Annotated in this window: 28 protein-coding genes and 1 pseudogene; 26 read left to right on the top strand and 3 right to left on the bottom strand. The window is 39.7% G+C overall.

What is annotated here, in order from left to right:
- Positions 1 to 54 precede the first annotated feature (54 nt).
- On the top strand, positions 55 to 3,033 hold the full coding sequence (locus tag IE080_RS09355) for an AsmA-like C-terminal region-containing protein (RefSeq protein ID WP_189581160.1): 2,979 nt from the start codon (positions 55 to 57) through the stop codon (positions 3,031 to 3,033).
- 1,086 nt (positions 3,034 to 4,119) lie between these two features.
- On the opposite strand, the gene IE080_RS09350 is transcribed toward IE080_RS09355, so the two are convergent.
- A complete protein-coding gene (locus IE080_RS09350; RefSeq protein ID WP_189581157.1) occupies positions 4,120 to 5,034 on the bottom strand; it encodes an AEC family transporter in 915 nt (304 codons plus the stop codon).
- A 92-nt stretch (positions 5,035 to 5,126) separates the two neighbouring features.
- On the opposite strand from IE080_RS09350, the gene IE080_RS09345 reads away from it, so the two are divergent.
- Positions 5,127 to 5,357, top strand: coding sequence for a hypothetical protein (locus IE080_RS09345; protein ID WP_189581154.1), 231 nt, complete (start codon positions 5,127 to 5,129; stop codon positions 5,355 to 5,357).
- On the opposite strand, the gene IE080_RS09340 is transcribed toward IE080_RS09345, so the two are convergent.
- Together IE080_RS09340 and IE080_RS09335 are read right to left on the bottom strand one after the other, a co-directional pair.
- On the bottom strand, positions 5,354 to 5,728 hold the full coding sequence (locus IE080_RS09340; protein WP_189581151.1) for a UDP-glucuronosyltransferase: 375 nt from the start codon (positions 5,726 to 5,728) through the stop codon (positions 5,354 to 5,356). The two genes, IE080_RS09345 and IE080_RS09340, sit on opposite strands and share 4 nt — an antisense overlap.
- 124 nt (positions 5,729 to 5,852) lie before the next feature.
- On the bottom strand, positions 5,853 to 6,149 hold the full coding sequence (locus IE080_RS09335; protein ID WP_189581148.1) for a hypothetical protein: 297 nt from the start codon (positions 6,147 to 6,149) through the stop codon (positions 5,853 to 5,855).
- 169 nt (positions 6,150 to 6,318) lie between these two features.
- Between IE080_RS09335 and IE080_RS09330 the strand changes: the two genes are divergently transcribed.
- From IE080_RS09330 to IE080_RS19635, 24 genes and pseudogenes are all read left to right on the top strand, one after another.
- A complete protein-coding gene (locus IE080_RS09330; protein ID WP_189581145.1) occupies positions 6,319 to 6,681 on the top strand; it encodes a DUF8478 family putative metalloprotein in 363 nt (120 codons plus the stop codon).
- Between the two features lie 72 nt (positions 6,682 to 6,753).
- On the top strand, positions 6,754 to 9,021 hold the full coding sequence (locus tag IE080_RS09325) for a TonB-dependent receptor (RefSeq protein ID WP_189581142.1): 2,268 nt from the start codon (positions 6,754 to 6,756) through the stop codon (positions 9,019 to 9,021).
- Between the two features lie 914 nt (positions 9,022 to 9,935).
- Complete coding sequence (glyA, locus tag IE080_RS09320; protein ID WP_189581139.1) at positions 9,936 to 11,204, top strand: serine hydroxymethyltransferase; 1,269 nt, start codon at positions 9,936 to 9,938, stop codon at positions 11,202 to 11,204.
- A gap of 166 nt (positions 11,205 to 11,370) precedes the next feature.
- Complete coding sequence (tatC, locus tag IE080_RS09315) at positions 11,371 to 12,213, top strand: twin-arginine translocase subunit TatC (RefSeq protein WP_189581136.1); 843 nt, start codon at positions 11,371 to 11,373, stop codon at positions 12,211 to 12,213.
- Between the two features lie 8 nt (positions 12,214 to 12,221).
- Complete coding sequence (gene rpiB / locus IE080_RS09310; RefSeq protein WP_189581131.1) at positions 12,222 to 12,659, top strand: ribose 5-phosphate isomerase B; 438 nt, start codon at positions 12,222 to 12,224, stop codon at positions 12,657 to 12,659.
- Between the two features lie 48 nt (positions 12,660 to 12,707).
- Positions 12,708 to 12,977 carry a hypothetical protein gene (locus tag IE080_RS09305; RefSeq protein ID WP_189581128.1) on the top strand — a complete coding sequence of 90 codons (270 nt, stop codon included), beginning with the start codon at positions 12,708 to 12,710 and terminating at the stop codon, positions 12,975 to 12,977.
- 252 nt (positions 12,978 to 13,229) lie between these two features.
- The gene (locus IE080_RS09300; protein ID WP_189581125.1) at positions 13,230 to 14,405 is read left to right on the top strand and encodes an HlyD family secretion protein; all 1,176 of its coding nucleotides are present in this window, start codon (positions 13,230 to 13,232) and stop codon (positions 14,403 to 14,405) included.
- Between the two features lie 11 nt (positions 14,406 to 14,416).
- Positions 14,417 to 16,567 carry a peptidase domain-containing ABC transporter gene (locus IE080_RS09295; protein ID WP_189581123.1) on the top strand — a complete coding sequence of 717 codons (2,151 nt, stop codon included), beginning with the start codon at positions 14,417 to 14,419 and terminating at the stop codon, positions 16,565 to 16,567.
- A gap of 107 nt (positions 16,568 to 16,674) precedes the next feature.
- Positions 16,675 to 17,004: an HTH domain-containing protein gene (locus tag IE080_RS09290; protein ID WP_189581119.1), complete on the top strand. Its 330-nt coding sequence runs from the start codon at positions 16,675 to 16,677 to the stop codon at positions 17,002 to 17,004.
- Positions 16,976 to 17,671: a CPBP family glutamic-type intramembrane protease gene (locus tag IE080_RS09285; RefSeq protein WP_229800570.1), complete on the top strand. Its 696-nt coding sequence runs from the start codon at positions 16,976 to 16,978 to the stop codon at positions 17,669 to 17,671. The genes IE080_RS09290 and IE080_RS09285 overlap by 29 nt, the downstream gene beginning before the upstream one ends.
- Before the next feature lie 169 nt (positions 17,672 to 17,840).
- Complete coding sequence (locus IE080_RS09280; protein WP_189581116.1) at positions 17,841 to 18,038, top strand: hypothetical protein; 198 nt, start codon at positions 17,841 to 17,843, stop codon at positions 18,036 to 18,038.
- A 14-nt stretch (positions 18,039 to 18,052) separates the two neighbouring features.
- Positions 18,053 to 18,262 carry a hypothetical protein gene (locus tag IE080_RS09275; protein WP_189581112.1) on the top strand — a complete coding sequence of 70 codons (210 nt, stop codon included), beginning with the start codon at positions 18,053 to 18,055 and terminating at the stop codon, positions 18,260 to 18,262.
- Positions 18,263 to 19,004: 742 nt separating this feature from the next.
- Positions 19,005 to 19,226, top strand: coding sequence for a hypothetical protein (locus IE080_RS09270; RefSeq protein ID WP_189581109.1), 222 nt, complete (start codon positions 19,005 to 19,007; stop codon positions 19,224 to 19,226).
- A gap of 298 nt (positions 19,227 to 19,524) precedes the next feature.
- A complete protein-coding gene (locus IE080_RS09265; RefSeq protein ID WP_189581106.1) occupies positions 19,525 to 19,707 on the top strand; it encodes a hypothetical protein in 183 nt (60 codons plus the stop codon).
- 7 nt (positions 19,708 to 19,714) lie between these two features.
- Positions 19,715 to 19,975, top strand: a complete 261-nt coding sequence (locus tag IE080_RS09260; protein WP_229800569.1) for a hypothetical protein — start codon at positions 19,715 to 19,717, stop codon at positions 19,973 to 19,975.
- A 31-nt stretch (positions 19,976 to 20,006) separates the two neighbouring features.
- Entirely contained in the window at positions 20,007 to 20,216 is a 210-nt protein-coding gene (locus tag IE080_RS09255) for a hypothetical protein (RefSeq protein WP_189581103.1), read from the top strand.
- A gap of 362 nt (positions 20,217 to 20,578) precedes the next feature.
- Positions 20,579 to 21,511: pseudogene (locus tag IE080_RS09250) on the top strand (IS1595 family transposase).
- A 674-nt stretch (positions 21,512 to 22,185) separates the two neighbouring features.
- Positions 22,186 to 22,905, top strand: a complete 720-nt coding sequence (locus tag IE080_RS09245) for a hypothetical protein (protein ID WP_189581100.1) — start codon at positions 22,186 to 22,188, stop codon at positions 22,903 to 22,905.
- 114 nt (positions 22,906 to 23,019) lie between these two features.
- Positions 23,020 to 23,241 carry a hypothetical protein gene (locus tag IE080_RS09240; RefSeq protein ID WP_189581098.1) on the top strand — a complete coding sequence of 74 codons (222 nt, stop codon included), beginning with the start codon at positions 23,020 to 23,022 and terminating at the stop codon, positions 23,239 to 23,241.
- A gap of 522 nt (positions 23,242 to 23,763) precedes the next feature.
- A complete protein-coding gene (locus tag IE080_RS09235; RefSeq protein ID WP_189581096.1) occupies positions 23,764 to 23,985 on the top strand; it encodes a hypothetical protein in 222 nt (73 codons plus the stop codon).
- 299 nt (positions 23,986 to 24,284) lie between these two features.
- A complete protein-coding gene (locus IE080_RS09230; RefSeq protein WP_189581094.1) occupies positions 24,285 to 24,467 on the top strand; it encodes a hypothetical protein in 183 nt (60 codons plus the stop codon).
- A 7-nt stretch (positions 24,468 to 24,474) separates the two neighbouring features.
- On the top strand, positions 24,475 to 24,687 hold the full coding sequence (locus IE080_RS09225; protein WP_189581092.1) for a hypothetical protein: 213 nt from the start codon (positions 24,475 to 24,477) through the stop codon (positions 24,685 to 24,687).
- 80 nt (positions 24,688 to 24,767) lie between these two features.
- Entirely contained in the window at positions 24,768 to 24,983 is a 216-nt protein-coding gene (locus tag IE080_RS09220; protein ID WP_189581089.1) for a hypothetical protein, read from the top strand.
- Positions 24,984 to 24,988: 5 nt separating this feature from the next.
- Complete coding sequence (locus IE080_RS19635) at positions 24,989 to 25,123, top strand: hypothetical protein (protein ID WP_262893055.1); 135 nt, start codon at positions 24,989 to 24,991, stop codon at positions 25,121 to 25,123.
- Positions 25,124 to 25,826: the final 703 nt, after the last annotated feature.

Here is a 25,826-nt window from a genome sequence, read left to right as displayed (position 1 = left end):
ACACCCACCCATCAATCCGATTATTCCATATGACCATCAAAAACATAGATACTTATGAAAAAGACATGGATCATCATCGCATCAATTTTTGTATTTTTATTGATCACTGCATTCGTTTTACCTTCCTTCCTCAAGGGTAAAATCATTGAGAAAGTCGATCAGGCATTGGAAGAGAATATCAATGCGGATGTTTATTACAATCCGGGAAATGTCAGCGTAAGTCTTTTCCGACGATTCCCCAATATATCCATTAGCATTGGGGACTTTGGGATTGTGGGCCGTGAGGTTTTTGCACAGGATACGCTTATTCATGTCGACAGGGTTCAGGTAGACTTCAATCTACGCTCAGTTATTTTTGGAGATTACCCTACACTTACGGGGGTACACTTGGACGGAGCAGATATTTTGGTCAAAGTCTTGGAAGACGGTCGGGCCAACTATGACATCACCTATCCATCGGATGAGGCCCCAACGGAAAGTGACCTTCAGATTGGCATTGACTTACTGGAAGTAAACGATGTGAATTTGGTGTACGATGATCGCTCGCTGAATTTCTTAATGGCACTTGGAAACTTAGCTGCTGTGGGTTCGGGAGACTTTACTTTGGATGTATATGAAATGCCTTTGAAAGCGCGTGCGGATATATTGACTATGACTTATGAAGGTGTCAATTATTTAAGCAACAAAAAGTTCAAAGGGGAAACCTTGTTAGGGATTGATCTTAACGAAATGAAGTTCACGTTGGGCGATGGCTCCTTCGCCCTGAATGATTTTTTGTTTGATTTAAAAGGCATGATTGCTTTACCAGAAGAAAGCATTGATTTTGACTTGGTATTTTTCTCCAAAGAAAGCTCTTTTAAAACCTTGCTATCCTTAGTTCCCGGGATGTACACCGAAAGTTTTTCAGGTTTAAAAACAGAGGGCACGATAGATTTCAGGGGCATGTTCAAAGGCTCGTACAGTGAGGAAAGTTTCCCTTCATTCGACATTGGTTTAAATGTGATGGACGGGATGTTCCAATACCCTGACCTCCCACTTCCGGTATCTGATGTGCAGCTGGAAATGCATTTAAAAAATAATACTTCAGACCTATCATATACAACCATCAACGTCCCGATTTTTAACCTTCGCATGGGTACTAATCCCATTGAAAGCAGGTTTTTCATTGCCAATCTTCGCAGCTATGACATGGATGCCAGTGTTCGAGGGAAATTGAATCTGCAAGAACTTACCTCTATTTTCCCTGTGGACGGCATGCAAGTCAGAGGATTGCTTGATGTCCGGGCGCTTGCCAAAGGACGTTACGATGAAGCAAAGAAAGAACTGCCTAATCTGGATATTCAATTGGCTTTCCAAGATGGTTTTGTGAAGAATAGTGATATCCCAACTGCCTTAGAGCAAATAAATGTTCAGGCGAGTATCCTTAATCCTAGTGGAAAGATGAATGATTTCCGTGTGAATCTGGAACCATTTAGTTTCCTATTGGAAAACGAAAAGGTAGAGGGTAAGATGCGCATTTCAGACTTCGAGCTTCTCAATTGGGATGGAGCGATCAAAGGTGCGTTGGATATAGGGAAGATGATGGCAATATTCCCCCAAGAGGGCATGGAGATAGCCGGAAAGATTCAAGCAGATATCACTACTAAAGGCAGTTATGATGCAGTGAAAAAAGAACAGTATAACCGTTTGGACACACGTGGCTTTGCCAAGCTTTCCAATTTCTCTTTTAGTAGTGCAGATGTACCTCAGGGTATTTTGATCACTAGTGCCCAAGCAGAATTCAACCCTGACAGAGTTACCCTATCCGAATTTGCTTCACAATTGGGACAAAGCCCTGTCAATGCTACGGGTTCTCTTTCCAATTATATGAATTATATTTTCGAGAAAGATGCCACCCTTCGTGGACAATTGAGCATACAATCGGATAAATTCAATGTCAATGAATGGATGGAGGACTCAAGTTCATCCGATGAAGCTCTGGAAGTAATTCCGTTGCCCACGAACATTGATTTCACCATGAATGTACAGGCCACAGAAGTGCTATACGACAATCTGAGTTTGCGAGATGTGCGGGGAAATATGACCTTGCGTAATGGTGTGCTTTCATTTAAAGACACTGGTATGCGTTTGCTCGGCGGACAAGTGACCATGAATGGTGCCTATGATCCACGTGACTTAACAAAACCCACCTTTGATTTTGGACTGGCAATCAATAGCCTTTCCATTCCAGAATCGTTCAAAGCTTTTAATACGGTTCAGATTCTCGCACCAATTGCACAACATTTGACGGGTGTTGTCAATACCAATTTGAATTTCTCTGGAACATTGGGTGCTGATATGATGCCGATTTTATCGAGTTTGGATGGCCGAGGCATCTTGAGGGTGGCCGAAGCATCCTACCAAAACAGCGCCTTGGTGCAAGGAGTCACCAGTTTGACCAGACTGAATGAAACCAATACACTTGTGTTTAGAAATGTTGCTATTCCAATCCAAATAGAAAGAGGGGTATTAAATGTGCAGCCATTTGATGTGCGTCTGTGGGACTATCAAGCCAACATTCAAGGAAGCACAGGTTTTGATGGCAGTATCAATTACCTCATCAACATGCAAGTGCCAGCAGGTAAATTTGGAAGTACTGCAAATAATCTACTTGCCACCATCTCAGGAACCCAGGCCTCTACTAGCACATTGATACCTGTAGCAATCAATCTTGGAGGTTCGTATGCCAGTCCAAGATTCTCTTTAGCGGGTGGTAATAGCATTGAAAATCTTCTGGCTACTGCGGTTCAAAGCAGAGTTCAGACCGAACGCCAAAACATTCAGGAACAAGCCACCCAACAATTCCGAGCAGCAGAGGACAGTATCAAAAGAGAACTCCAAGTCCGATCCGAGCAACTTCAGGACAGTGCCCGCAGAGAAGCCGAGCGCAAAGTCAACGAGGCTAAGGGAAAAGCTACAGACGAAGCTACCCGAGTTATTCGGAATTTGATAAGACCGAGGAATACGGCTCCAGATACGACGAAGAAGAATTAAAGGAACGGAATTGTACCAAGTACAAAGTACCAAGTAGGGAGTCGGGTAGCCGACTTGCCTACTGCAAGCAGGAGCGAGAGTTTAGACAATGACACAAGAATCAAGACAGGGGTGAAAAGAAATATGCTAACGCGAAATACAGTTGAAATATACCTCCACCTGTGGTAGACAGGTTCGGCGATATTATAGTGGCGTGTAGTTAAGAGAATTATACTTAGAAAAAAGTATCATGTAATTTCCGGAAAGGCACATTCCAAATTCTTCATTACACACTGTACCACCAATGCCGGGGCTTAAAAGCCACGGCAATTGATGGGTGTATCCTTTGAAATTCAGATAAATTTTGTTTTAAAAATTCGCGATTACAGTCGTGGGTTAAAACCCACAAAAGGGCATATCTGACTTGTGTCGAAACTAGCACCCCGGATCCACATCTTAACACTTAACCATTAACATCATGTAACCACCCCCGCAGGTTCATAAGATCAATCAAATCATTCCAAATTCTTCATTTCACATTATACATTGTACTACCAATGCCGGGGCTTAAAAACCACGGCAATTGCTGGGTGTATTCTTAGAAATTTGCGAAAAATTTGTTTTAAAAACTCGATCAATGTCGTGGGTTGAAACCCACATGCGGGAATGTCTGACAAGTATGCGGGACTAGTACCCCTAATCCACATCTGAACACTTAACCATTAACATTTTGTAACCTCCCCCCAGGTTCACAACGACAATCGAATCATTCCACATTCATCATTCCACATTCCTAATTGCTTACACTGTTCACTGTCAACTGTTCACTCCTCTTACAATGCCGGGGCTTAAAAGCCACGGCAATTGATTGGGTGTATTCGTTGGAAATTCGATTAAATTCTGTCTCAAAAATTCGATTACGGACGTGGGTTAAAACCCACAAAACGGCATATCTAACTGGTATACAGCGCTAGTTCCACTGATCCACATTTTAACACTTAACTATTAACATCTTGTAACCACCCCGCAGGTTCACAACGACAATCGAATCATTCCACATTCTTCATTCCACATTCCTAATTACTTACACTGTTCACTGCCAACTGTTCACTGTCCAAACTCCAAGAAATAATACCAACCCCCAAGTGTCAAGAAAGACAACGGAATCCCAATCCCCACTAAGAGGGACGCTAGCTTGGGTTCGAGATCATGGGAGATGGCGATGATGGAACCTGTAATCATGGGAGCCATAGCCATTTCCATGACGGGAACTTTCAGCATTAACCCTTCCACATCCATCAGGGGTCCCAAAAAAATCCAAGTGACCAAAGGAATTAATAACAACTTGTACCCTAATCCGTACCAAAGAAACCTAGTTGAAATGGCTTCCAAGTTGATCTTTATTTGTAAGCCCACAGCAGTGAGTGCCACGGGAGTCAAAGCCAAAGCAATCCAGGCCAACAATTCATCCACCCAACCAGTCGCAGTCCAACCAACTAAATTCAAAACAAGCGCCAGATTGAAAAATATAAACGGAGGAAAACGGAGGATTTTGCCTGCAATATCACGTTTTCGCTTTTTCCCTGCTGCATAAATGGATGCCACAATGATAGCCAAGGTACTGACCAAAATAAAGGAACCTGCTTGATCTATCAGCAGAGCGATTTTAACTGCCTCGCCTCCATACAAGGCCTGCAAGACAGGAATTCCTACAAATGAAGTATTTGCCAAACCGCTGGTGATGATCAGGCTCCCCGTCACCGATCGCGTCCAACCCCTCCACTTCCCTACTTGTGAAAACAAGAACCATGAGAGGAAGAAACTGATATAGGCTACAGAAACTGGCAATAGCAACTGAAGTGAAAGTTCTACTCGTGGCAGATAGCGCAAAGCAAGCGCTGGAAGAATCACTGAAATTAATAATTGATTCAACCATGCAGCAAGCTTATCAGGTGACTGAAGAAGTCGCTGCAAGGATAACCCTAAGATTAGAAAAATTAAGATTTGAAGCAGGTTAAGCATGTAGGTTTCTAAAATTTAACATTCTCATAATTCACTCTTAACCAGTTTCCTGAATAAATAAGCTTCATTTGTGGTGTAAATTACGATAAGCTATGAACAAAATAATACCACTAGAAGTAAAAGGCCAAAAAATCGTACAGCTTTCTCAGTTGAGCATAGATGAATCCAACGATATCCGCAGCTGGCTTCCCCAAAACAGCATCCAAAAAGTAGAGTTTCAGGGTATGGAGCTAAACGATTGCATTGCGTATGAGACCTACGAGTGTTGGTTTCGTACCAATCACAGTTTGAATTTCCGATTTTCCAGTATGCTGGACTTTTAATCCAGCCCGAATAATTTTCTTTTTTCAGCAAAGTACGCTTCTAACTGTGGGTAGAGCGGGCTCTCTGCTACAGGAACTCCCCCGATGGTCAAGGCTGCATTTCCTTGAGCAGTTTCCAAGTCCACGTCCATGGTCTCGATCAGGAAGATCAACTCTTGAAGCGTAAGCGGTTGATCTGTTTGTTCAGGGTTGAGCTTAAACTCATTCCCATAAAAATCCACTGCCTCCAAATAATATATTCCATCCAAGACATTGGCAAAGATGCTGATTTCATCTCCCCAAGTACTTTCGGGATAACTTAACTTGCAAATCAGGGTATTGGGGCCAGTGCCGTTAAAATAGGTTTCAGGCCTGTAATTGAAATCAATCATGGTGTGAAGGTAAAAAAATGACAGGAGTGTATCTCAATTGCTTTTTGATTTTTTTCTTAAAACTCCGTGCCTTTTATCAATAAAAAACAACTATATTGTTAAATCAAAACTCGACATTTTGGTTTTATTTAATTGAATCTTTTTCTGCAATCTTCATTCGCTCCAAATACACTAGATCTTTATCTTCATCTATTGCTACAGCATTTAAAATTCTCTGCACACAAGCAGGATCATTCTCTGTCTGATAGGATTGGAATTTTTCTGGGTCGATGATAAAAACAACTTCATCCTCAGCGTTTAAAAGACGGGGATTGCCTACAAACCGAAAAAATCCATTATCCGCCCGCAAACTAAATATCCTAGAAGTCAAATCCCTTCTTAAATCTATGAAGGCCGTTTGAACCTTGGCATCATAGGTCATATTTAGAAATAGATGATTTTCATTTTTTATAGATTTTTGATAAAAAAAGCATATTTCCCCCATTCAACCAAAGAATTACAGCTCGAACGTAAATTATTCTTATTTCATCAACATTCTTTCCTATGTTTGCAACAAATTCCAACTGAGCAGGTTTGAGAATTAAACCATCATGCAAACAATTAGAAAAATACTACCCCTATTTAGCCAGTTTGCGCTAGCCCTGATGCTTAGCATCTTGGCCAATGGTGTATTGTTTTTCCACACGCATGAATTGGAATGTGGGAGAATTATCACCCATGCCCACCCACTGATTACCGAAGAACAGCAAGAACTTCCTGACCACGGGCATAGTGAGATGGAGTTGATCATTTTGGATTTGATATCCAATGCCAATTTCTTCCTGTATGACTATCAAGTTGTTTTACCTGAAACAGCTACTTTAGAACAATTTTTGGGTTCCAGCTTCGTTTCAGAAGCAGTCCACTACCACTTCCCTGTAGGGTTTGACCATCGAGGTCCACCCATTTCCTGATTTTTCTACTTCCACCCTCCACGGGGGCTTACCAATTTATTTTACAAATTCCTTTACTTACCTTATTCAAGCATGCGCTTTGTTATTGCTATTGCACTGATGTTCCTGTACACAGGTATATTAGGTGCCCAAGATATTTCTTTGACCGGTAGGGTTTTAGATAAAAACACGAATTCTCCTATCCCAGGAGCATCCATATTCATTCCCGAACTCAATCGAGGGGTAGTTACCGATCTTGATGGAAAGTTTATCATTCAAGGACTTCCCGACCGAAATATTACCCTTCAAGTGACATTTGTGGGATATTCCAATAAGGTTCAGACTATCCGACCGGGTCAATTTGGTCGTGATTTGGTTGTTGAGCTGGAAGAGTCCATTACCAATTTTGAAGAAGTGGTGATCTCCGGTGCTTATGTAATGAGCAAAGAGAGTTCTCCCATCAGCATAGAAAAGATCAACCGAACGGAGATCTTGAAAATGCCTTCTCCATCCTTGATGTCTTCCATTGCACGTACACCGGGAGTTTCTGAAATCTCTTTGGGACCAGGGATTAGCAAACCTGTAATTCGAGGTTTATCTTTCTCCAGAGTTTTATCCCTTTATCAAGGGGCAAGATTTGAAAATCAGCAATGGGGCGCAGACCATGGGTTGGGTTTGGCAGAAACAGGCATTGGAGACATTGAACTGATCAAAGGACCTGCATCCTTAATTTATGGCTCGGGTGCCATGGCCGGTGTGGTCAACTTGATTGAAGAAAAAGATGCAGATGCTGGTGTGATTGAAGGAGATGCCAATTTGCGGTTTTTCAGCAATTCCCTAGGACTTCGCTCGGAAGTAGGTGTTAAAGGCGCCAATGAAAATGGATTCTTCTGGTCTTTACGAGGGGCCGCCGAGTCCCATGCCGATTACTTGGATGGTGATGGCAATGCCGTAGGCAACACCCGGTTCAATACCCAAAACCTCAAAGCTGGAGCAGGCATCCGTAGGAGTTGGGGAGATACCCGAATTCGCTACACTTACCTCAAGCAAAAATTAGGAATCTTGGAAGAAGATGAACTGGACGAATTGGTGACTACTAGAGGCGATAGAAGCATTCAATTACCTTTGCAAGATGTGACCGATCATTTCATCAATTCTGAAACCAATATTTACTTAAGGGAAGATAAAATAAAGGCAACCTTTGGTTATCACCTCAATTTCAGGGAAGAAGTTGAAGATGATTTTGATGAAGTTGATTTAGGCTTAATTTCTCAGAATTTCATGTATGACGTGAAATACTACAAGGGGCTTACACCTCATTTGGAGGCTATTGTGGGTGTTCAGGGTTTTTACTTGCGCAACATCAATTATGAAGATGCAGGTGAATTTTTAATTCCAGATGCAGTAAAAGATGACCGCTCGGTTTACGCTCTTTTAAACTACAACAAAGACAAATGGGTGCTGCAAGGTGGCTTGCGTTATGATTACAGAAAAGTAACTGCCGATGCTTCCGCACAGCACTTTGTAGACTATGGCTTCATTCTTCCAGAAAATCCTACTGACCGCACCTTAGAAAGAACATTTGATGGGGTGACAGCAAGTGGAGGCGCAACTTATCGCCCAAATAGCACTTGGAGATTCCGAATGAATGTTGCTCAAGGTTTCCGCGCTCCTGATTTGGCTGAATTATTCTCCAACGGGCCACATCCTGGTACCAGCCGCTTTGAGCGTGGTGATGCCAGTTTTGGTAGAGAGCAAAATATTCAAACAGACTTTGGTGTTCGATACAGTCAAACAAATTTTACACTTTCGGGAGAGGTATTTTACAACCATGTGGACAATTACATCTTCTTTGCCCCTACGGATGAGCGTGTGGAAGAGTTGACCGTATGGGTATTCGAACAAGCAGATGCCCGCTTGTATGGTGGTGAAATGGAGTTAACCATCCATCCTAGCAGCATGAAATGGATTGCTGCCTCCACAGGCTACAGCGCCGTAATCGGTCAGCGACGCTCGGATATGAGTTTCCTACCTTATATTCCTGCCTTCCAATGGACGCAAACAGTGGATTTCAAGTTAAAAAACACAGGCTACATCAAAAACCCATACATCAGTATCCTAGGAAACTGGGTATTTGACCAAAACAGATCTGCGCCATTGGAGGACGATACCCCAGGCTATTACTTACTTGGCTTGAATGTAGGCGGAAGTGTTCCGGTAGGTAAAAACATGCTTGATGTATTTGTCAGCGGAACAAACCTATTGAACAGAACCTATCTTGACCACATGTCACTTTTCAGACCATTTGGCGTGAATCAGTTGGGTAGAAATGTGGCGGTGAATGTGAGAATACCGTTTTAGGAGAAGCGAGAGACGAGAAGCGAGAAGCGAGAGACGAGACAAGAATTAAGAATCAAGACTCGGGGCGTATATGAACAGAGACTGTTCATTTTAATTTGGGAAATCTGTGGACAATTGGTAGAAGCGAGAGACGAGAAGCGAGAAACGAGACAAGAGCCAAGAATCAAGAACCAAGACTCGGGGCGTATATGAGACCTAAGAGACTGTCTCTTTTAATCTGCAAAATCTGTGGACAATTGGTAGAAGCGAGAGACGGGAGGCGAGAAGCGAGACTCGGGGCGTATATGAGACCTGAGAGACTGTTCATTTTAATCTGTGCTAATCGGCGAAATCTGTGGACAACTGGTAGAAGCGAGAGACGAGACAAGAGCCAAGAATCAAAAAAATAAGGTAGAAGGATGAGGGAGGAAGGATGAAATAGGCTTGTGCGAAATAAAGTTGAAATCCCCTAAAGTTGGATAAGCTATGCCTAGTGGCGATATAATTTAGGGTCTGGTGAATAAGGGGATATTCTTGAAAAACGTTAATTAGATTGAGGACAGAAACCGCAAAGAACCCTAAGGTTAGCGCAAAGGTCGCTAAGTTTGGACATCGAATCTGTGCTAATCTGCGAAATCTGTGGACCGACAGCCATTGCGAGCGTTGCGATCAATCGTAGCGCACGTGGCGTGAACTTTGTCTCGTCCTGAAAATACCTGACACTCTCTTTAAGAATAATTCTCTTGTTTACACGCCACCATTATTTCGCCGATAGGAATATATCAAATTATTTCGAGTAAGCATATTTCATTCTTGATTCTCGCTTCTCACTTCTAAACTCTCGCCTCCATATTCACTCCTCACTTAACTCCCCTTTGAATTGGATTATCCATTGATTAAAACTAATTTTGGGCAACCTATTAAAAATCATATCCATGAAAAGAGATCAGGCAATCTTTGACCTCATTGCAAAAGAAGAAAACCGTCAAAAGACGGGTATTGAATTGATCGCATCTGAAAACTTCACCAGCAAGCAGGTGATGGAAGCGGCGGGAAGTGTGTTGACCAACAAATACGCTGAGGGTCTGCCTAATAAGCGTTATTACGGAGGTTGTGAAGTGGTGGATCAGATTGAGCAATTGGCCATTGATCGTGCAAAAGAACTCTTTGGAGCTAGCTGGGCAAATGTGCAGCCGCACTCCGGTGCACAGGCTAACGCCGCCGTTTTCTTGGCAGTATTAAATGCAGGTGATCCTATCTTAGGATTTGATTTGGCTCACGGTGGCCACTTGACCCACGGTTCCCCAGTGAACTTTTCTGGTAAATTGTATCAGCCTCATTTCTACGGGGTAGAAGAAGAAACAGGTTTGATCGATTATGATAAGGTGGAAGCCAAAGCCTTGGAAGTAAAACCTAAATTATTGATCTGTGGTGCTTCTGCCTATAGCCGTGACTGGGATTATGAGCGTCTAAGAGACATCGCTGACCAAGTAGGTGCCTTGTTATTAGCGGACATCTCCCATCCATCCGGTTTGATTGCCCGTGGATTATTGAATGACCCATTGGAGTTTTGCCATATTGTCACCACCACTACCCACAAAACCTTGAGAGGACCAAGAGGTGGTTTGATCTTGATGAGAGAAGATTTTGACAATCCGTTTGGACTGAAAACTCCAAAAGGTGAGTTAAGAAAAATGTCTTCGCTTTTAGATTCTGGTGTTTTCCCAGGTACGCAAGGTGGGCCATTGGAACATATCATCGCAGCTAAGGCAGTAGCCTTCCAAGAAGCACTTTCTGACGAATATATGGCCTATGTAGTGCAGGTGAAGAAAAATGCAGCCGTGATGGCGGAGGAGTTTGTGGCTAGAGGTTACAAATTAATCTCCGGAGGAACGGATAACCACTTGATGTTGATTGACCTGACAAATAAAGACATCACAGGCAAACTCGCTGAAGAAACTTTGGGCAAGGTTGATATTACCATCAACAAAAACATGGTCCCATTCGATAAGCGATCTCCATTTGTAACCTCCGGTATGCGTGTCGGCACTGCTGCTGTCACCACCAGAGGATTGAAAGAAGCCGACATGAAGAAAATCGTAGCCTTGATCGATGATGCTTTGGTTAATCATGCAGATGAAGCTGCTTTGGCAAGCATCAAATCCCAAGTTAACGAGTGGATGGTTCAATTCCCATTGTATTGATTTGATTATCCGCAGGTATAAGAGGTCAATTCTTCAATTACAACCACGCGGATAATCGTCAACAGACAAAGTGTTCCAGTCCACTGTGACTTAAACAAAATACACAAACCACATAAGTGCTGACTCGCAAGAGACCGCAGGTATAAATTAATCGCTCAAAATTAAAGTGGCATTAGATCAGTATAGAGAAGAAGAGGAAGATGAAGGCATGTCCTTTTTGGACCATTTGGAGCAACTGAGGTGGCATTTGCTGCGCTCAGTTGCTGCTATTTTAATTTTCACCATTATCGCCTTTCTCGCCAAAAGCATCGTATTTGGACAAATCATCTTGGGCCCTTCCCGGGTTGATTTTTTCACCTATCGCATGCTCTGTCAATTGGCAGAAATCTTTAACACACCTGTTCTGTGCATCACAGAACTACCGTTTATCTTACAAAGCCGTCAAATGACGGGGCAGTTTTCCATGCATATCACCTCCTCTTTGGTGGTGGGGATCATCGCGTCCTTTCCTTATATATTTTGGGAAGTATGGAGATTCATTAGTCCAGGATTATACGCCAAGGAACGTCAGGCAGCAAGAGGGGCAGTGTTTTTTGTAAGTTTGCTCTTTTTCTTGGGTACACTCTTTGGATACTACATTCTCACCCCTATTTCGGTGAATTTCTTGGCCAATTACCAGTTGGACCCTACGATTTCCAATGAATTTGATATAACCTCTTATGTAGGTACCTTGAGTATGTTGGTCTTGGCTTCGGCGATTATGTTTCAGTTGCCTATGGTCATCTACTTCTTATCCATGTCAGGATTGGTCAGTGCGGCTATGTTGAAAACCTACAGAAGGCATTCTATCATTGTCATTCTTATCCTAGCAGCTGTGATTACTCCTCCCGATGTCATCAGCCAAATCCTGATAGCCATGCCAATCTTGGTCTTGTATGAAGCGGGGATTCAGATTGCCAAGAGATTAGAGAAAAAACGCGCAAAAGAAGCACTAGAAGATAACGTTTAACTCCTTTGATGATGAAAAAAATTGCAATCGGCGGAGACCATGCCGGATATGAATACAAGCAAACCATAATCAAACAATTGCAGGAAGCAGGTTTGGAAGTCAAAGACTTCGGCCCCTACTCTGATGGTTCAGTAGATTATCCTGACCATGTACACCCCTTGGCTACTGCTGTGGAAGCTGGTGAGTTTGATTTTGGAATCTTAATCTGTGGCAGTGGCAATGGTGTCGCGATCACAGCCAACAAACACCAAGGTATCCGCGCTGCCTTGTGTTGGAATGAAGAACTAGCCGCCTTGGCCCGTTCACATAATGATGCCAATGTGCTAGCTATCCCTGCCCGATTTATTCCTTTCGAGACAGCCTCCAAGATGGTGGATATCTTCTTGCAAACAGCCTTTGAAGGTGGCCGCCACGCCACCCGTGTCAATAAAATAGCCTGCGGATAATTTCGCAGGTTTTTTTATCTTTCATTATTAATTTAATTTCAGTTAATAATGAAGGTATTTTTGAAGACAGGATATCATGTGAGTTTAGCTATTATGGCTGTGCTCTTGATCAGCTCTTGGATAAGTGAGCAATCATTCAACAGTGAAGCTTTTTGGGTACTTTTTATCGTCAATGCAAGCTGTCGCTTAGCCCTATACAAATTGGAACCCCACCATAGAACCTTGACCAAAAACGAAATCAAAAAGAAACTCATGCTTTACGGACTAGGTTATGCCATTTTTATTGGAGTAGGGCTTTGGTGGATAGGAGCGCTGTAAATTGGTTGTTTTTTTTGGCAATCCACAGACTTTTTGAAGTTGATGTATTTTTAACGCTAGGGTTTTAAACCCTAAGTACATACCCGATTGTCAACTAATGATAAATCTCCAAAGAGCAGGTGGTTAAATTAAACGTTTATTTAAACGTTTAACTTGGGTGGGATAAGAGGAAATTAGTGGGTGTTTTTTTAATTTTCGATTACAGCATTTTCAAATGAAAGCTGGACATCAACCTTTTAAATCTTTTAGTCTATGGAAACTAACCTATTCCCTGCCTCCATCACGCAGCAAACCGTCGAAGTTTATGATTCTAAAATCAGCGTGCGATCCAGTATTATTTACTTGATCATACTGGGCTTTTTGGTAAGTGCAGTAATTGCGCTACCCCTAGTGTATGTAGATGTAGCTGTCCAAGCAAGGGGAACATTTCAATCAGCACTTCAGCGCAATTCCTTAATTGCCTCTGTTGGCGGGCGGATCGAACAGTGGAATCTTTTAGAAAACCAAAAGGTCAAAAAAGGGGACGTTTTGGCATTGATCCGAAATGAACAAATTCATTTAGAAATGATAGGTTTCGAAGAACGATTAACCTTAGTGCAAAGCTTCATGAATGACCTGCAAAAACTGGTAAACATAGACTTAGAAGAATCTTCACTTGCTCCTCTTCGCTTACAGTCCAACTATTACCAAGCATCATTCCTAGAGTTTCAATCAAAACTATCCAATCATCAAACAAGTCTTCAGAAATTAACTAGAGACTATGAGCGGGCTCAAATATTATTCGAAAGTAAATCCATAGCATTCGCTGAATACGACAATACAGAAGCTCAGTACATGCAGGCGAAAACACAATTGGAGCTTCTCAAAAAACAACAAATCAACTTATGGGAACAAGAACTGGTCAATTATCAACAGGAAAAGATTCGACTTAAAAGTCAGCTGGATGTTTTCTCCGAACAAATGGATCAATACAAGATTATCGCGGGCACCAATGGAACTCTTATCAATGTCTTGAATCTGAATAAAGGAGACTTTATCCACCCGCATCAAAAACTAGCGGAAATATCTCCTGACACCACATTGATTGCCGTGACCTACATTTCTCCCATGGACATTGCTTTTGTAGAAATAGGCCAGGAGGTCAGTTTCCAAGTTGACGCATACAATTACAATCAATGGGGACTTGCCACAGGAAAAGTTATTGATATCGCTGATGATCTGACCTTGATAAATGAAAAAGAGGCCGGATTCTTAGTTACCTGTGCATTGGCATCTCCTCATCTAACCCTGACAACAGGACAGGAGGGGCTAATCAAAAAGGGGATGACCTTCAATGCACGGTTTGTAATAGCTCGAAGATCATTATATCAATTGCTTTATGACAAAGTCGATAATTGGATCAATCCGCAAGTTCAACTTCCATCCTAATCACTACTGCCATGAGTATCAAAATCAAACAAAGGGATATTACCGACTGCGGTGCTGCTTGTTTAGCCTCTGTAGCATCTTACTATAAATTGGAAATGCCGGTTTCCAAGATCAGGCAAATGGCCTCCACTGACCAAAAAGGGACCAACATCTTGGGAATGATTGAAGCTGCTACTAAAATGGGGTTTTCTGCTAAAGGAGTGAGAGGAGAATTTGAGGCACTTAAAGATGTACCCATGCCGGTAATCGCTCATGTAATCGTCAAAAAAGTACTGCATCATTTTGTAGTTCTTTATAATGTAGGTGATAAGACCGTGGAATACATGGATCCTGGCGATGGCCAAATGCACAAGGTCAGTCCTGATGCATTCAAAGAAATGTGGACGGGAGTATTGGTACTATTAATGCCCAATGATGAATTCAAAGCCATCAACCAAAAAGTTAGCACTTGGAGTCGATTTTGGTTTCTTATTCGTCCGCACCGTGGAGTGATGTTTCAATCATTAATTGGTGCTATTGTTTATACGATTTTGGGACTTTCCACTTCGATTTATGTTCAAAAGATAATTGACCATGTCTTTATCGGTAGAAATGTAAACTTGCTTAACCTGCTTTCGGTAGCGATGCTTGTCTTATTGGTATTACAGGTAGTGATCGGGGTGTTCCAAACACTTTTTGTAATCAAAGTAGGCCAACGAATCGATGCACGGTTGATATTAGGTTATTACAAACATTTACTTACCCTCCCACAACGGTTTTTTGACACTATGAGAGTAGGAGAAATCATATCACGGATTAATGATGCTGTAAAAATCAGAGCATTCATTAACGAGGTATCCATAGGCTTGTTGGTAAATATTTTCATAGTCATTTTCTCCTTCGCTTTAATGTTTACATTTTACTGGAAATTGGCCTTAGTGATGCTATTGGTGATCCCTCTTTATGTGACCATCTATCTCATTACCAATAGTCTCAATAAAAAAATTGAGCGAAGACTCATGGAGGAATCCGCGGAACTCGAATCCCAATTGGTAGAATCCATCACATCGGCTGGCACCATCAAAAGGTTTGGCGCAGAAGACCACGCCAATATCAAGACCGAGGTACGATTTGTTTCCTTACTTAAAACAATTTATCAATCTGGACTGAACAATATTTTCTCGGGCACCTCATCAGAGATGGTCTCAAGAGTATTTACAATCATATTATTATGGGTCGGTGCAGGCTATGTGTTGAAAAATGAAATTACACCTGGAGAACTCATGTCTTTTTATGCATTAACCGGATACCTTACCGGCCCTGTGTCAAGTCTGATTGGCATGAATAAAACCATTCAAAATGCCTTAATAGCAGCTGATCGTCTTTTTGAAATTATGGATTTAGAAGTAGAAAGCAATGATGACACCTTTCCTCTCAAGAAAGAAGATGTTGGAGATATCCGTTTCAAAAACGTGAGTTTTCGCTATGGTTCACGGGCCAATGTTTTTGACGGTTTGAACCTGGTTTTCCCACAGGGCAAAATATTGGGAGTCGTGGGCGAAAGTGGTTCTGGTAAAAGCACATTAGTATCTCTTCTGCAAAATCTCTACCCGCTACAATCAGGAAATATCTACATCGGAGAACAGGATATTAAATTTATTTCAAATGCAAGTTTGAGGCAAATTGTCTCTGTGGTACCTCAACGGATTGATTTATTTGCGGGCAATGTCCTTGAAAACATCGCCCTGGGAGATTATCTGCCAGATATGCAAAAGGTAGTACAAATCTGCAATAAATTAGGGATGATGCCATTTATTGAAAGCTTACCAAATGGCTTCGGCACCTATCTAGGGGAGAATGGTGCTTCCCTGTCAGGCGGCCAAAAACAACGAATTGCCATAGCTAGGGCACTTTATCGAGATCCCTCCATATTAATACTGGATGAGGCAACTGCCTCCTTAGACCCAGATTCCGAACAATTTGTACAGCAAACCATCCGAATGCTCGCAACTGAGGGCAAAACCATCATTTTCATTACCCATAGACTGGCAGCAGTTCAAGACTTTGATAGAATCTATGTCCTTGACAAAGGAAAACTCATTGAAGAAGGTACGCATGATCAATTGATAATGCAAGAGGGGAAATATTTCGAAATGATCCGCAAGCAATTGGTCATACTTTGAATTTGGACTACTCATAAAACCGTAATCATGAGATCAAAAAACCACTCAATCACTAAGTAACCCAATTAACTAATCACAAATTTACTTCACCAACAACACAACCAACCATGGAATTCATCAAACAAATCGAGCGATTACAGCTGATCAATAAACTCATTCGAGAAGAGAGAACAGGCAGCCCTGAGGAATTAGCCTTAAGGCTAGGGATCAGCAGGCGTCAGCTTTATGTGTATGTAGAATACCTTAAAGATATGGGGCTTGACATTCAATTTTCAAGGAGGTTAAACAGCTTTGTCTTTGCCTGTCAAAAACAAGTTCGGATCGACTGGAAATTTGAAATTTTAGAAAACACTCAGATCACCAATGTAAATGGAGGAAGAAATTTTCAATCACTAAACTTTAAAACTTATGTATTCTACAACTCAATCTGTGCATAACTCTACATTTAAGGCACAAATCACAGAAACAATTGAGAACATTATCAATTTTCTCAAAAATCCACACAGACCTGAAACCTTTGCAGATATGACCCCCAAGGAGTTTCTGAAATTGCTGCTAATCACGTTTTTGGCAATCGTTCCACTAGGTCTGCTCTTACACTTATTTGATATAGAGCAATTTGATCATAAAATAGAAGCCATGCTGGAAAATCATCTTTGGCTCATAGTGTTTGCGGGGATATTTATCGCACCTTTGCTAGAGGAGCCTGTATATCGCTTACATCAAAACTTGAAATACAGCTCTTTGGCTTGGAGTTTTGGACTTTCTTTTTTGCTTCTGAGTGAAGTTTGGTATCCTCTAATCATATTTTGGGGGTATTTAGCTTATCTTTTCATACAGCTCAATCAAGGAAGGCAACCTTCTCTCAAAATGGTTATTTGGGTATCTTCCATCTTATTCGGATTAGTTCATATGGGAAACTATACAGAATTTGACTATAGCAACCATTTCTATCTAGTACCCTTTTTGGTGGGGATTCAGATTGTTTTAGGGTTGATTCTAAGCTATGTTCGGCTAACCTACGGCATGAAGTGGGCAATTATTTTCCATGGTGTCTACAATGCCACCTTATTGATTCCTTTGGCGATTTTTTACGAACCGTAAAAAATTTGAAAAAATTTCTATCGTGCTGTTTTTCAGCACGGAGCAAGATTAATTTAGTATCATGATCAAACAACAAGTCTTTATGCTAGCTACCAAGAATTGTTTGGATGAGATTGGGAAAACCCAACGCCTGGAAATGGTTGGGGAAAAATGAAAATTTATTTAAATTATGGACAAGTTTAAAGAATTAGATTATTTAGAGAAATATAATCTAAATGGAGGAGCCCCAATGGGTTCAGATCCACTAGCTAATATAGGCTATTTTGCACACAAAGCTTGGTGTGCATTAAAAAATAGAATTAGTGAAGTAAACAGTTCTTACCAAGGTGGTAAAATTTATGGACCAACAGGATTACGTTACCCTTAAAATTTGATTACGCTATGAAAAAAAATAAAATAGAAAAAGTCTTTCATCCTCTTGAAGAAAAAGAAATAAATTCTATTGAAGGAGGATATATTAATCTAATCTTGAGAGTTGGAGCTGCTCTCTTCGGAGGTTATCAAGTAGGTTATGGGTGGGGTTCTTATAATTGTGAATGTTTAAAGGAGCCTGATTTATCTAAAGCTGGTCCAACGCATTATAGAGCTTAAAACAATTTTCAAGGGAATTTAATTATTCCCTTGATTTAAATTATAGAGTTAATGATACGAGCAATAAAATTATTTTATTATTTTCTTCTTTTATGTTGGCTATATGCATTTATCGATGTTTTTTTCCTAAGCCCAAATATTAATGAGTTTTATGTTATGGGTTCAATAAAAACATCAAAACCAATTGCATCTCTAATTTATTTCTTGCTAGTTATAATAGCCATTATTTCAATTAGAGAAACCAATAGGGAAGAAAAAGGCAGAAAACAATAATGGGGAAATCTTTCATAACTCCAGATAACATGTTTGTAAAGTCATACTTTAAAATTTACAGGGGACTTAAAAAGACATCCGGATCTGACCTAACCTGACAAATTATTCCCTCCTACGAAGACCACAGGCCTACGGCCCTAGCCGTTCATTTCGGATTAGGTGAATCTAAGAAATACAGATCTACAGTTCTAAACGTCACCCTGCTCTGAAAGAGCAACACAACAATAACCATGGGTTCTCAAACCCATGGTAAAAACCACACTCCCCTTCTCTGCCCTCAAGGGGCAGTACATCTCCTATAGCTCAGCAAACCAGAAATTAAACGTTTATCTTTTCCTCCTTCTTTTCTAAATTGAGGCCTATCCATTATTTTCCATCAGGATTTACTCAAACACACTATGTGAGATTGAACTTACTAAAATTGCTTCTTTAAATCTTTCAAAACTGTAATCGTTAACAGAAAAACCTTATGAGAAAAATTATAATGGCTTTCTTCTTCTTTATCTTCTTATGTTGGACTTACGCTGCTATTGATATTGCTTTCTTTAATCCAAACTGTAATCAATTTGCAGTTTTAGGAGCCTTTGAAACATCGAGGCCTATTGCTGTGCTTATTTACTTTGTGTTGGCGATTATGGCCCTTGTATCAGTTAACACAACGAATAAAATAGGAAAAAAAGGAGACTCATGATACCCTACCTAGTTTCGAAATTCGCCGTTTGATATTCATCATTCGCAATTATATACCAAAAACCTACAACTAGGCTTCCATAAGCCATTTTTCAACATCACTTTTTCAGAAATTATACGACGTCAGGGCTACGCCCCTAGCCTTTTCTCACGAATTATTTCCTCCTAGGAAGACCACAAGCCTACGGCACTAACCGTTCATTTCGGATTAGTTGAATCTACGAAGTACAGATCTACAGTTCTAAACGTCACCCTGCTCTGAAAGAGCAACACAACAGTAACCATGGGTTCTCAAACCCATGGTGAAAACCACACTCCCCTCCCCTGCCCTGAAGGGGCAGTATAATAACAACTCCCATTTGATGGACTACTTGATGGTCTCGGAAGATGGACAAATAAAAGCTTATGGAACAGCCTCGCTATTACTACAATCAGAGAATCAATTCTCTAAAGCATATCAACATCTAGTACCATTAAACTGATAAAACTATGGCAGGACTGAAGTATTATGAGCGCACGAAACTCTTGATTGAGCTGATTGAAAAAAAGAAGACAGGAGGGCCAAGTGATTTAGCTAGAAACATAGGAGTTCCCAAAAGAATGGTCTATTTAATTATCGATCACCTTCGATTAAGTCTTGGAAAGGATATTTCTTACTCCAAAGACAAAAAAGTTACATTTTTATCGAAAATTCTTCCTAGAGTGAAAGATTATTTCACCGATACAGTAATAAATTTAATTATCAATTAAATAAATGTTCAACCAAAAAACTAAATTTGTTATGAAAGAGCTAAATTTTGAAAAAATGGAGATGGTGAGTGGTGGTAGCATTCGTGATTGTGTAGGTGTTGGGTTATCGATTTTAGGTTTTGTAGCACTTACATATACCACAGGACCATTATGGGCTGTTGCAGGAGGTTATGGAATATGGGCTGTAAGCACAGCTATAGCAATAGATGGCTGTGCTGACACCATTGCTGGACGCAACTAAATGATATAATATGGGTAAAGTGTTTTCAATTATTTTCCTTATCGTTACTTGCATTAGTGCAGCGTACTTTTGGTTATCTAATGAGCACAACATCATTAGCAAAACAGGTCTATCAATTTTGTTGTTTTTAATATTAGCCATGCTTTTAGTTTATTTAAATTTTAAAAAAAAAGAAGAAGTTTAGTGTAGTTTAAACTTCTTCTTCATTACCCTTCCTTGTAAGCAATTGCCAGGAAGGGAATTTTATTCTTTAATCTGACTCTTCGGAATCATACACGTAGCCAAATATAGTTTGTTAATTTGTGTCAATTATTTTATTAGTTTGTTTAATTGGTATTTCTTGGCTAAAAACACACAAAAGCATGAACATCTTAGAATTTGTAAACTATTTCCCAAGTGAGGATTTCTTGAAAACCTACCGTGAGAACACCGGGATTTATTGTAAAACCTATAAAAGCTTCTCAAAACAGTACTGCTTTAGTGGAAAGAAGTTTTTTTAGTGCAGAATATGTAAAAGGAGGACTTCCCTTAAGGCAGGCATTGTAATGGAATCGAGCAATCTTTCATTGCAGACATGGTTGACCGCCTTTCTGTTGATGTCAGCCACCAAGAAAGGCTTTTCCTGCCTAGAATTCCAGAGACAGTTGGGACTTAAAAGGTATGAGACTGGGTTCAACCTCATGCACAATATCAGAGGTGTAATGGGAAAGCGGGATGATCTGTATCTAACCAAAGGAATGGTGGAATATGATGAGGCATATGTGGAAAAAGCAACAAGAAAGGAGGTTCAGGAACGTCTGAAGCGAGGTAAGGGGAGCCAAAAGCAGGCAATTGTTGCAGTCGCTTCAGAATCAACGCCATTGGGGGATCCAAATACAGGTAAGAGGAGCCGTCATTGTGGTTTTTTTTAAATGAAAGTACTAACTGATGTGACCAAAGAAACTGTGGAACAATTTGTAGAAGAATCAATAGATACAGAATCAGTTCTGTTTACTAATGAAAACACTGCATGTGTAAACCTCGAAAGATTGGTGGAAGAGCACATCAAGATAAAGTCCTCCCCAGACTCTACAAAAGTAGCTCTTAACTGGGTCCATGTGGCAATAAGTAACTTAAAAAGGAATCTGCTGGGAATCTATCACATGGTAAGTGAAAAGTATCTTCAGAATTACCTCTATGAGTTTGTATATAAGCTCAATAGAAAGTTTTTTGGTGAAAAGTTGTTCAACAGATTAATTTTTGCGGCAATTTATCCATACGTGCAACATTCCGAAAAGTCAGATTTTTTAATTTAAAAAATATTCAAACTTATGTTTTTTATAATTACCATCTCACGGCACAACATTTCATTCAAAAGGGTATGACCATTTTGATTTAACTATAATTATTTTCTGTTTAATGACTTACCAACATCATCTTATCGCGGCAATGAGATGATGGAAGGGTTAAAGTATTACGAACGGACTATACTTTTATTGAGTTGATTAAAAAAAATAGACAGGAGGGCCTGGTGACCTAGCTAGAAACATAGGAGTTTCCAAAAGAATGGTCTATTTAATAATCGATGACCTTCGATTAAGTCTTGGAAAGGATATTTCGTACTCCAAAGACAAAAAAAGTTACATTTTTATCGAAAATTCTTCCTAGAGTGAAAGATTATTTCACCGATACAGCAATAAATTTGATTATCAATTAAATAAATGTTCAACCAAAAAACTAAATTTGTTATGAAAGAACTAAATTTTGAAAAATTAGAGTGCGTGAATGGAGGTTGTAGTATTGAGGATATGATGCTTTATGCATCACTTTCTGTATATTATGCTGGTAAGAGTTCACTACTTTCTGGACTATACCTACATAAATTATATAATTGTATGTAGTTGAACTGCTCCGGTTAAAAATTACCGGAGCATCAACTAAATCCAATAAAATTAATTTTATCGCTATTAAATCTGCAAACCAAACCGACATGAGATATTTTATCTTAATGATTTTGCTGTTCGCCTCCACTATTTCTCATGGTCAAAAGCTTGAGGGAGTTTACATGGGAGATTTAATTGGAGAGCAGAATATGCTCATAATCGAAAAAGAAAAAGATCATTACTTGGTTACCATACAATCTGGGAAAAATCATTCAATCATAATGATAGGAAAAAAAACAGAAAATAAAATCAAGTTTGGTCTTCCCCTTGACAGTGGCGAAGAACTCGAAGTGGTGGCTTCTAGAAAAGATGAACTCCTTTCCTTAGTGTTTGAATTAGAAAAAAAGACATATCATGTATATTTTGAACCAGTTAGAAAAACATCTTTTGATAGTAAAAGCATATCATCCAACCATTTAAAAGATGAACGTCTTATAGGTACTTGGGTTGAAAAACAAACATTTACGCTTGAAGGAATACTTGATAAAGAGCTAGACAATTCCTCTAAAAATTACAAATTCACATATACTAATGATGGAAGAATCATACCGGAATCGCGAGTTTTTAGAGATTTAGCAAAAAAACATGGGCACAAATTTGAATTTTCAGATATACCTTCTATTTACTGGTCCACCAGTGATCATGCTATTTTATACACAGAAATTCCATCAATTAGTCAAACCATGCAGTCAACCTATCAAATCTCTGGAGACTCATTAACTATTACGGAAGAAAAAGTTAAACGAGTTTTTGTAAAAATAAAATAATTAAAAAAAAATTAATAGATTAGTTTAAATTAAACTAATATTTTTTGCTTTTGGGAGAGAAAAAATTGGTTTATAGGTGGTTTTATTTTTGGAGAGTAACAAAAGAAAAATCTTATGAGAAAAATTATAATGGCTTGCTTCTTCTTTATCTTCTTATGTTGGACTTACGCTGCTATTGATATTGCCTTCTTTAGTCCAAACTGTAATCAATTTGCAGTTTTAGGAGCTTTTGAAACATCGAGGCCTATCGCCGTGCTTATTTATTTTGTATTGGCGATTATGTCCCTTGTATCAGTTAACACAACGAATAAAATAGGAAAAAAAGGAGATTCATGATAACCTACTTAGATTCCGGAATTCGTCGTTTGATATTCACCATTCGAAATTATATACCAAAATCTTACAACTAGGCTTCCATAAGCCATTTTTCAACATCACTTTTTCAGAAATTATAAGTCCTCAGGGCTTTGCCCCTAGCCTTTTCTCACGAATTATCCCCTCCTACGAAGACCATAGGCCTACGGCCCTAACCGTTCATTTCGGATTAGTTGAATCTACGAAGGACAGATCTACAGTTCTAAACGTCACCCTGCTCTGAAAGAGCAACACAACAGTAACCATGGGTACTTAAACCCATGGTGAAAACCACACTCCCCTTCTCTGCCCTCAAGGGGCAGTACATCTCCTATAGCTCAGCAAACCCGAAATTAAACGTTTATCTTTTCCACCTTCTTTTCTAAATTGAGGCCTATCCATTATTTTTCATCAGGATTTACTCAAACACACTATATGGGATTGAACTTACCAACATTGCTTCCTTAAATCTGTCAAAACTGTAATCATTAACAAAAAAATCTTATGAGAAAAATTATAATGGCTTTCTTCTTCTTTATCTTCTTATGTTGGACTTATGCTGCTATTGATATTGCCTTCTTTAGTCCAAACTGTAATCAATTTGCAGTTTTAGGAGCCTTTGAAACAACGAGGCCTATTGCCGTGCTTATTTATTTTGTATTGGCAATTATGTCCCTTGTATCAGTTAACACAACGAATAAAATAGGAAAAAAAGGAGATTCATGATAACCTACTAAGATTCTGGAAAAGGTCGTTTGATATTCACCATTCGAAATTATATACCAAAAACCTAAAACTAGGCTTCCATAAGCCATTTTTCAAAATCACTTTTTCAGAAATTATAAGTCCCCAGGGCTACGCCCCTAGCCTTTTCTTACGAATTATTTCCTCCTAGGAAGACCACAGGCCTACGGCCCTAGCCGTTCATTTCGGATTAGTTGAATCTAAGAAGTACAGATCTACAGTTCTAAACGTCAACCTGCTCTGAAAGAGCAACACAACAGTAACCATGGGTTCTCAAACCCATGGTGAAAACCACACTCCCCTCCGCTGCCCTGAAGGGGCAGTATAATAACAACTCCCATTTGATGGACCATTTGATGGTTTTGGAAGATGGGCCAATAAAAGCTTTTGGAACAGCTGTCGATTTATTACAATCAGAGAATCAATTTTCTAAAGCATATCAACATTTAGTACCACTAAACTGATACAACTATGGCAGGATTGAAGTATTACGACCGGACCAAACTCTTGATAGAGTTGATTGAAAAAAAGAAGACAGGAGGGCCAGGTGACCTAGCTAGAAACATAGGAGTTTCCAAAAGAATGGTCTATTTAATAATCGATGACCTTCGATTAAGCCTTGGAAAGGATATTTCGTACTCCAAAGACAAAAAAAGTTACATTTTTATCGAAAATTCTTCCTAGAGTGAAAGATTATTTCACCGATACCGCAATAAATTTCATTAACAATTAAATAAATGTTCAACCAAAAAACTAAATTTGTTATGAAAGAGTTAAGTATTGAAAAAATGGGACTGGTGAGTGGGGGAACCAAATGTGGAGCAGTAGTTGCTTTGGGTTTAGGTGTTGCCGTTGGAATAGGTGCATCAGCACTTTTGGCACCCGGTATCTGGTCAAACCCAAAGGTTTGGTTTGCTGCATCCTCTGTTGTTAGTGGAGTGATAAACAAGTATGACGACCATTGTCTAAAAAAAATATAGTTCTTATGAGGACCATAATTGAATTACTAGATATTGAAAGCTTTAGCTCCTTGATTTCTACCTTGTTGATTATCGGCGGATCATGCTACTTGGCTTATGCCACGATCAAATACAGGGCTTCAAAAAACCAAAACCTCTAACCATAATTCTTCCTTGAATAATAATTGGTTAATTTGGTTCGAAAACTGGAACAATCTAAAAATAAAATCCCAGTTTTATTTGAAAATCAAAGATGAGTAGCCCTAGTAAAGCTCACTCATCTTTGTTGCAATGTTATTTCTTTATGATTATCCGCTTGTATACAAGTAGGGGCAAATGCTTGCAATAACCAGTTTGATATTCATCATTCCACATAATATACCAAAAACCAATAACTAGGCTTCCATAAGCCATTTTTCAACATTACTTTTTCAAAAATCATAAGACCTCAGGGCTACGCTCCTAGCCTTTTCTCACGAATTACTCCCTCCTACGAAGACCATAGGCCTACGGCCCTAACCGTTCATTTCGGATTAGTTGAATCTACGAAGGACAGATCTACAGTTCTAAACGTCACCCTGCTCTGAAAGAGCAACACCACAGTAACCATGGGCTCTCAAACCCATGGTGAAAACCACACTCCCCTTCTCTGCCCTCAAGGGGCAGTACATCTCCTATAGCTCAGCAAACCCGAAATTAAACGTTTATCTTATCCCTATTCTTTTCTTATTTAATCTCTGTACCTTATTTTTAAAAAATTATCACTAGTGTCCGAGAAACGATTTTAAAATAAGGGTAGATTCAATTGCTTAAACCTACCCTATTTTGTGTACTTTGTGTTTACGACAACATAAATTACACATG

The organism is Mongoliitalea lutea, assembly GCF_014652135.1.
GTDB lineage: Bacteria > Bacteroidota > Bacteroidia > Cytophagales > Cyclobacteriaceae > Mongoliitalea > Mongoliitalea lutea.
Note: the sequence above shows the minus strand (reverse complement) of the source record. Positions and strands in the feature narration are given on the sequence as shown.

Excerpts from the sequence above, each read along its gene's own strand:
- IE080_RS19635 (WP_262893055.1), top strand. The coding sequence starts at position 24,989 with ATGAGGACCATAATTGAATTACTAGATATTGAAAGCTTTAGCTCCTTG.
- IE080_RS09290 (WP_189581119.1), top strand. The coding sequence starts at position 16,675 with ATGGAATTCATCAAACAAATCGAGCGATTACAGCTGATCAATAAACTC.
- IE080_RS09240 (WP_189581098.1), top strand. The coding sequence starts at position 23,020 with ATGAGAAAAATTATAATGGCTTGCTTCTTCTTTATCTTCTTATGTTGG.
- IE080_RS09265 (WP_189581106.1), top strand. The coding sequence starts at position 19,525 with ATGGTGAAAACCACACTCCCCTCCCCTGCCCTGAAGGGGCAGTATAAT.
- IE080_RS09355 (WP_189581160.1), top strand. The coding sequence starts at position 55 with ATGAAAAAGACATGGATCATCATCGCATCAATTTTTGTATTTTTATTG.
- IE080_RS09260 (WP_229800569.1), top strand. The coding sequence starts at position 19,715 with ATGGCAGGACTGAAGTATTATGAGCGCACGAAACTCTTGATTGAGCTG.
- IE080_RS09285 (WP_229800570.1), top strand. The coding sequence starts at position 16,976 with ATGTATTCTACAACTCAATCTGTGCATAACTCTACATTTAAGGCACAA.
- IE080_RS09220 (WP_189581089.1), top strand. The coding sequence starts at position 24,768 with ATGAAAGAGTTAAGTATTGAAAAAATGGGACTGGTGAGTGGGGGAACC.
- IE080_RS09300 (WP_189581125.1), top strand. The coding sequence starts at position 13,230 with ATGGAAACTAACCTATTCCCTGCCTCCATCACGCAGCAAACCGTCGAA.
- IE080_RS09305 (WP_189581128.1), top strand. The coding sequence starts at position 12,708 with ATGAAGGTATTTTTGAAGACAGGATATCATGTGAGTTTAGCTATTATG.
- IE080_RS09295 (WP_189581123.1), top strand. The coding sequence starts at position 14,417 with ATGAGTATCAAAATCAAACAAAGGGATATTACCGACTGCGGTGCTGCT.
- IE080_RS09345 (WP_189581154.1), top strand. The coding sequence starts at position 5,127 with ATGAACAAAATAATACCACTAGAAGTAAAAGGCCAAAAAATCGTACAG.
- IE080_RS09230 (WP_189581094.1), top strand. The coding sequence starts at position 24,285 with ATGGTGAAAACCACACTCCCCTCCGCTGCCCTGAAGGGGCAGTATAAT.
- glyA (WP_189581139.1), top strand. The coding sequence starts at position 9,936 with ATGAAAAGAGATCAGGCAATCTTTGACCTCATTGCAAAAGAAGAAAAC.
- IE080_RS09270 (WP_189581109.1), top strand. The coding sequence starts at position 19,005 with ATGAGAAAAATTATAATGGCTTTCTTCTTCTTTATCTTCTTATGTTGG.
- IE080_RS09340 (WP_189581151.1), bottom strand. The coding sequence starts at position 5,728 with ATGATTGATTTCAATTACAGGCCTGAAACCTATTTTAACGGCACTGGC.
- IE080_RS09335 (WP_189581148.1), bottom strand. The coding sequence starts at position 6,149 with ATGACCTATGATGCCAAGGTTCAAACGGCCTTCATAGATTTAAGAAGG.
- IE080_RS09225 (WP_189581092.1), top strand. The coding sequence starts at position 24,475 with ATGGCAGGATTGAAGTATTACGACCGGACCAAACTCTTGATAGAGTTG.
- IE080_RS09235 (WP_189581096.1), top strand. The coding sequence starts at position 23,764 with ATGAGAAAAATTATAATGGCTTTCTTCTTCTTTATCTTCTTATGTTGG.
- IE080_RS09330 (WP_189581145.1), top strand. The coding sequence starts at position 6,319 with ATGCAAACAATTAGAAAAATACTACCCCTATTTAGCCAGTTTGCGCTA.
- IE080_RS09255 (WP_189581103.1), top strand. The coding sequence starts at position 20,007 with ATGAAAGAGCTAAATTTTGAAAAAATGGAGATGGTGAGTGGTGGTAGC.
- IE080_RS09275 (WP_189581112.1), top strand. The coding sequence starts at position 18,053 with ATGAAAAAAAATAAAATAGAAAAAGTCTTTCATCCTCTTGAAGAAAAA.
- IE080_RS09245 (WP_189581100.1), top strand. The coding sequence starts at position 22,186 with ATGAGATATTTTATCTTAATGATTTTGCTGTTCGCCTCCACTATTTCT.
- IE080_RS09280 (WP_189581116.1), top strand. The coding sequence starts at position 17,841 with ATGGACAAGTTTAAAGAATTAGATTATTTAGAGAAATATAATCTAAAT.
- IE080_RS09325 (WP_189581142.1), top strand. The coding sequence starts at position 6,754 with ATGCGCTTTGTTATTGCTATTGCACTGATGTTCCTGTACACAGGTATA.
- IE080_RS09350 (WP_189581157.1), bottom strand. The coding sequence starts at position 5,034 with ATGCTTAACCTGCTTCAAATCTTAATTTTTCTAATCTTAGGGTTATCC.
- rpiB (WP_189581131.1), top strand. The coding sequence starts at position 12,222 with ATGATGAAAAAAATTGCAATCGGCGGAGACCATGCCGGATATGAATAC.